This window comes from Frankia torreyi (assembly GCF_000948395.1).
GTDB classification, from domain to species: domain Bacteria; phylum Actinomycetota; class Actinomycetes; order Frankiales; family Frankiaceae; genus Frankia; species Frankia torreyi.
Genome location: NZ_JYFN01000126.1, coordinates 1 through 4516, shown reverse-complemented (window position 1 = coordinate 4516; position 4516 = coordinate 1). Strand labels below are relative to the sequence as shown.

At 73.3% G+C, this 4516-nt stretch carries 6 protein-coding genes; 2 read left to right on the top strand and 4 right to left on the bottom strand.

Features of this window, described 5'->3' with window-relative positions:
* On the bottom strand, positions 1–181 hold a 181-nt coding region (locus FF36_RS31015; protein WP_044888766.1), incomplete at its 3' end, for a helix-turn-helix domain-containing protein.
* A 205-nt stretch (positions 182–386) separates the two neighbouring features.
* Here FF36_RS31015 and FF36_RS31950 point away from each other — a divergent pair.
* Entirely contained in the window at positions 387–1010 is a 624-nt protein-coding gene (locus FF36_RS31950) for an ATP-binding protein (protein ID WP_052681680.1), read from the top strand.
* Positions 1007–1747: a hypothetical protein gene (locus FF36_RS39755; RefSeq protein WP_242419249.1), complete on the top strand. Its 741-nt coding sequence runs from the start codon at positions 1007–1009 to the stop codon at positions 1745–1747. The genes FF36_RS31950 and FF36_RS39755 overlap by 4 nt, the downstream gene beginning before the upstream one ends.
* Before the next feature lie 328 nt (positions 1748–2075).
* Here the strand turns inward: FF36_RS39755 and FF36_RS30995 are convergent, their stop codons facing one another.
* The 3 genes from FF36_RS30995 to FF36_RS30985 all read right to left on the bottom strand — a co-directional run bounded on the left by FF36_RS30995 (position 2076) and on the right by FF36_RS30985 (position 4278).
* Entirely contained in the window at positions 2076–2627 is a 552-nt protein-coding gene (locus FF36_RS30995) for a hypothetical protein (RefSeq protein ID WP_044888765.1), read from the bottom strand.
* A 140-nt stretch (positions 2628–2767) separates the two neighbouring features.
* The gene (locus FF36_RS30990) at positions 2768–3175 is read right to left on the bottom strand and encodes a hypothetical protein (RefSeq protein WP_044888764.1); all 408 of its coding nucleotides are present in this window, start codon (positions 3173–3175) and stop codon (positions 2768–2770) included.
* 5 nt (positions 3176–3180) lie between these two features.
* Positions 3181–4278 (bottom strand): winged helix-turn-helix domain-containing protein, encoded by a 1098-nt coding sequence (locus tag FF36_RS30985; RefSeq protein ID WP_128423454.1) that lies wholly within the window; start codon positions 4276–4278, stop codon positions 3181–3183.
* Positions 4279–4516 lie beyond the last annotated feature (238 nt).

Below are 4516 nucleotides of genomic sequence, written 5' to 3'. Positions count from 1 at the left end.
CCTTGACGCTGTTGAGTTTGAGAGACTCGCCGCGTTCCATCCGGCGGATCGTCCAGTGCGAGGCGTAGATCGCCTCGGCTGCCTGCTCATAGGTCAGGCCCGCCTTCTCGCGAAGGTCCTGGAGCTGGCGGCCGAGGATCATCCGTAGGGCCGTGACGCCGCCGGCCGCCTCGCTGTCCATCACGCGTACCTCCGCATCGCCGGGAGATCCCCGCGCACAGTCTGCCAGCCGATCAGCCTCTCAAGCACTCTGCCAGAGATTTCTGCTCTTTGCATTCTGCGTATTGCGTCTGCTTGGTGCATGGCGCATAGTGGCAATCGCTGGCGTAAGTGATCGAGTGCGGAGGGCGGGCGATACTGATGATCACGGCGGGGAGTGCGGGCCGGTGACCTGCGTCGCGTTCGACACGTTTCCCGCCGGGGCCGCGTCGGTACCGGCGGCACGGCATATGGCGGCGGCGACGTTGCGGCGGTGGGCGGTCGACGAGGCGGCCCGCGACAGCGCCGGCCTGATCGTCTCCGAGCTGATCACGAACGCGCAGCGCGCCGCCGACGGGCACGTCGCGCTACGCCTCACCTTGGGCGCCGGGCTCGTGATCGAGGTGTGGGACGGCAGTGATCTTCCGCCTGTACCCGCCGACGGCCCGGCGTCCGACGCCGCCGATGCCGATGCCGAGGGGGGACGTGGGCTGGCCATCGTCGCCGCGCTGAGCACCCGCACGGCGTGGTACCGGACGCGTGGCGGAGGCAAGGTGGTGTGGGCCCAGCTGCCCGCGCACATCCCGGCGCTGCGCCCCGTCGGGCACGCGGACACGCTGGCGCGACGCGGGCCCCTGCCTCGTCAGATCCCCGTGCTGCCCCTCGGGGCGGCCGACGATCTCGCCCTGCTCCAGCGGGTGGTCGACGGGCTGCGTGCGCTGGATGACTGGCACCGTCCCCCGGACGTCGCGCGAGGTCGAGGTGACCCGGCGGGCGTGGGCCCGGTCCGACCGGGAGGTGCCGGCCGGTGAACGCCGTACCCGAGCACCTGCGGCCCGTCGTCCTGCTCGCTCGCATGCGCACGGAACTGCCACCGGAGCGGGTCCTCGCCGCGTTGCTGTTCTTCGATCCGCCGATCGACCCCGACGGCGCTGCCTGGCACGCCCTATGCCAGGCCGTCGACGCCTACGACACCACCGCCCCGGCAGACCTCAGCGCCGCCCGGTGGCGTATCAACGTCGCGGCTGCCGCCGTGCTCCGTCCGACCGGTCCCACCGCACCGCCGACCCCGCCGACTCATCCGGCCGCTATCCCGAGCCCACGGAGACACCGACATGAGCGCACCTCACCGGCGCGGATCATCCGCGCCGCAGGCCCCGGCGGGGACCAGATCCGGCAGGCAGGCATGACCGCCCAGGACAACCGGGCCGAGCCGGCACGTTTCCTCGAGCGCCTGCGGGCCGCGCTCGCGGTCCGCGTCGGCGCGGACATGCCCCACGCCGACCAGGGCCTGGTCGACGAGATCGTCGGACGGGTTCTGGGTCTGCTCGCGGACTCCGCCGACCGCAACCGCACCCACCCCCTCGCCGACCCCACGGTCTGGCTGGTCGCGCACGCGCTGCGAGACCCGACACTCCACCCGTCCCTAGCCGACCTCCCCGAGCTCCACCTGCCCGGGCTCACCCTGCCGGTCGAGAGCTTCGAGCGCGACGCGGGCTTCTGGCGTCTGCTGGCGAGCTCGCGCGATGCCGAGGGGAACCGGACCTGACCGCGCCGCGTCCATGCCGTGTGCGGGTGCGATCCCTGCTGGTGGCATGCGCGCGTGTGTCGCCCTGTCCTCGGCGACGATCCGCTCTGTCCAGCGCTGCGCAGACGAGGATCCACAGCACCGCCGCGGCGGCGCAGGCGATCGTCGAGTAGCAGACCACCATCGTGACGGCGAGGAACGCGATTCCCAGCATGGGCCTGCTCGTCCTTGTCCGTCGGCGGGTCAGCATGCGCCGCAGGCGTGCGCGGGTCGAGGTGCGTGGATGCATCGTGGGTGCCTCCCGGGGGTGGAGGCCGGCCGGGCCGTGGCGGCCCGGCCGACGGGGATGTCAGTGCGCGGCGCGGAAGCGCCGTAGCGCCTGGGCGAGGCTCGTGGCGTGGTGGGCCGGCAGTCGTAGGCGCAGGGCGATGTCGCCGTCGGCGATGGTGATCGTGCCGGTGAGGTGGCTGGGTGGCCCGTCCACACGGATGGTGCGGTCCTCGACCGTGCCGCCCAGCAGCCGTGTGACCGAGGTGATGGCCCTCGTCGCCTCCGTGTGTTCACGTCTGGCTGCCTCGAGGCTGGTGGCGGCGATCGCGCGGGCGGCCCGGTAGTCGGGAAGGAGCCGGCGGTTGATCTCGCCGGCGATACGCGCCGGGGTTTTACCTGCGCTGATGGTGATGCGGTGGTGGAGCGGGCCTCGGCCCGTGCGGGGCCAGTGTGGGCCGAGGCCACCGACGGCGGCGCCGTCGACAGTGAGCCGGTCGCCGCGTGGGTCGTGGCGGATCCGGAGGAAATCCAGGTCGGGGGTGTGCAGGGAGAAGGTGTCCGTGGACTGGATGCTCGCGGTCCAGGATGGGCCCAGTTCGCGGGCGATCGTGCGTATCAGATCGTGCAGCATGGTGTCGCCTTCGAAGTCCGCAGCGGTGATGGGCGTGGCGCGGCGGGGGCTCCGTTCCGGGCGGATGGGAACCCCCGCCGCAGAGGGCGGTGAGGGGCCGCTGGCGTCGCGGCCCCCGGGGCTGGCGGGTCTGGGGGCGGCTAGCCGTTGACGACGACGCCGACCCAGTGACGGAACGCGGCTTCCACGGCGCGGTACCGGTCGCGGTAGGCGTGCAGGTCCTCGGTCCTGCCGGACGGGCAAAGCACCGCGAAGGAGATCGCGTGGTCCACGACCATCCGCCACCGCAGGATGGCCTCCGTGGTGATCTCCCCGCGCCAGCCACGGTGGCACGGGCACGCCGACGCGAGGATCTGGTAGTGGACGGCGAGGGCGTGGGCCTGCAGGAGGTAGATGTCGGCCGGTGCGGTCAGGATCGTCCTCGGCCAGGGGGGAAGGGCGTCGCACCAGCCGACGTGGTCGAGGACGCTGGTCAGCCAGGTCTGGCTGCGGGCGACCGCGTCGAGGAGCGCGGTATTGATGGCGGCTGCGGTGCGGGGCGCGGGCATGGCCGTCAGCTCTTCCCGGTCGTCTGGTAGCGGGCCGGCCGTTCGCCGGGGTTGACCTGCCGGACGCGTCCGGCGTTGATCAGGCCGGGCATGGCGGCGGCGACCGCGCCGCTGGAGCGCTCCAGCTCGCGGGCGATCTCCCCGGAGGACAGCTGCGCCGTCGGGTTGTCTCGCAGCAGGTCGCCGATGAGCCCGCCGAGCTGGCCGGGCCGCAGCCGTACCGATCCGCTCGCGTTGAGCTGCGCTGTGCCGGTGGCCGCGCGCGGGGCCCGGGCGCGGCGACGCGGGGCCGGCGGTGTGACGCCCGTCCGGGCCGGGCAGGCCGCGAGCGGGCAGGCCAACGCCGCGCACACCGGCGCGGACACGGCGGCGGGCTCGGGCACGGTGGCGGGGTCGGGGGACGCCACGTCCCCGGGACCGCCGTCCGCGCTGCCGGTCGCCGCGTCCAGGTGCGCCGTCGTCGGGGCGACGGCGGCGTCCGCGCCGGTCGGTGTGTCGTCGGGACCGCCGTCGAGCGGCTCCTCCGCTCCGGTCTGCGGCTCCGAGGTCGGCTCGGAGACGGTCGGGAGGTCGGCGGCCGGGTGGTCCGTCTCGTCGTCGGCCGGGCTGTCCGCGCCGCCGATCGCCGGATCCGCCTCGGGGGTTGTCGGGGCGGTGGTGTCCGGGTCCGGGGTGGCGGGGTCGGGGGACGTCGTGCGGTCGGGCTCGTCGTCCGTCTCGTCGTCGGCCGGGCTGTCCGCGCCGCCGATCGCCGGATCCGCCTCGGGGGTGGTCGGGGCGGTGGTGTCCGGGTCCGGGGTGGAGGTCTCGGGAGCGGGTGCCGGGGAGGCGCCCTCGGGCTCGCCGCGTGCCGGGCGGTCCGTGGTCCCGGTGGCCGGCAGGGCCCAGCGGGCGGCGTGCCGTCCGGCCCGGCCGGGGGTGGGCTCGGGGGGAAGCTGGCGGATGCGCCCCGCGTCGGCGAGGGAGGCCAACAGGTTCCGCACGGTGCGCACCTCGATGCCGGTGCGGGTGGCGATGTCGGGGGCGGACAGCGGGCCGTCCACGAGCGCGGTCAACACCCGTGTCGTATCCGCCGTCGCGGTGTCCGCATTGTTCGATGGCATTCGACGCTCCCTGGGTAGCATTTCCGGTTGCGTTTCCAGGGGTAACTCCTGATCGGCACGGACAGCCAGCGATATTCCCAGTGACATACATCACTGCGCATGTTTTCATGACTGTTTACGGGTTTCGGTTGCTGACCGGTAAACGATCAAGTTACGGTCCCTGTGCCCGCCATCCACCGGCGCATCGGGGAAACCGTCGGCGACCGGCCGCACGGACAACCCCACCCACCTTTTCTTG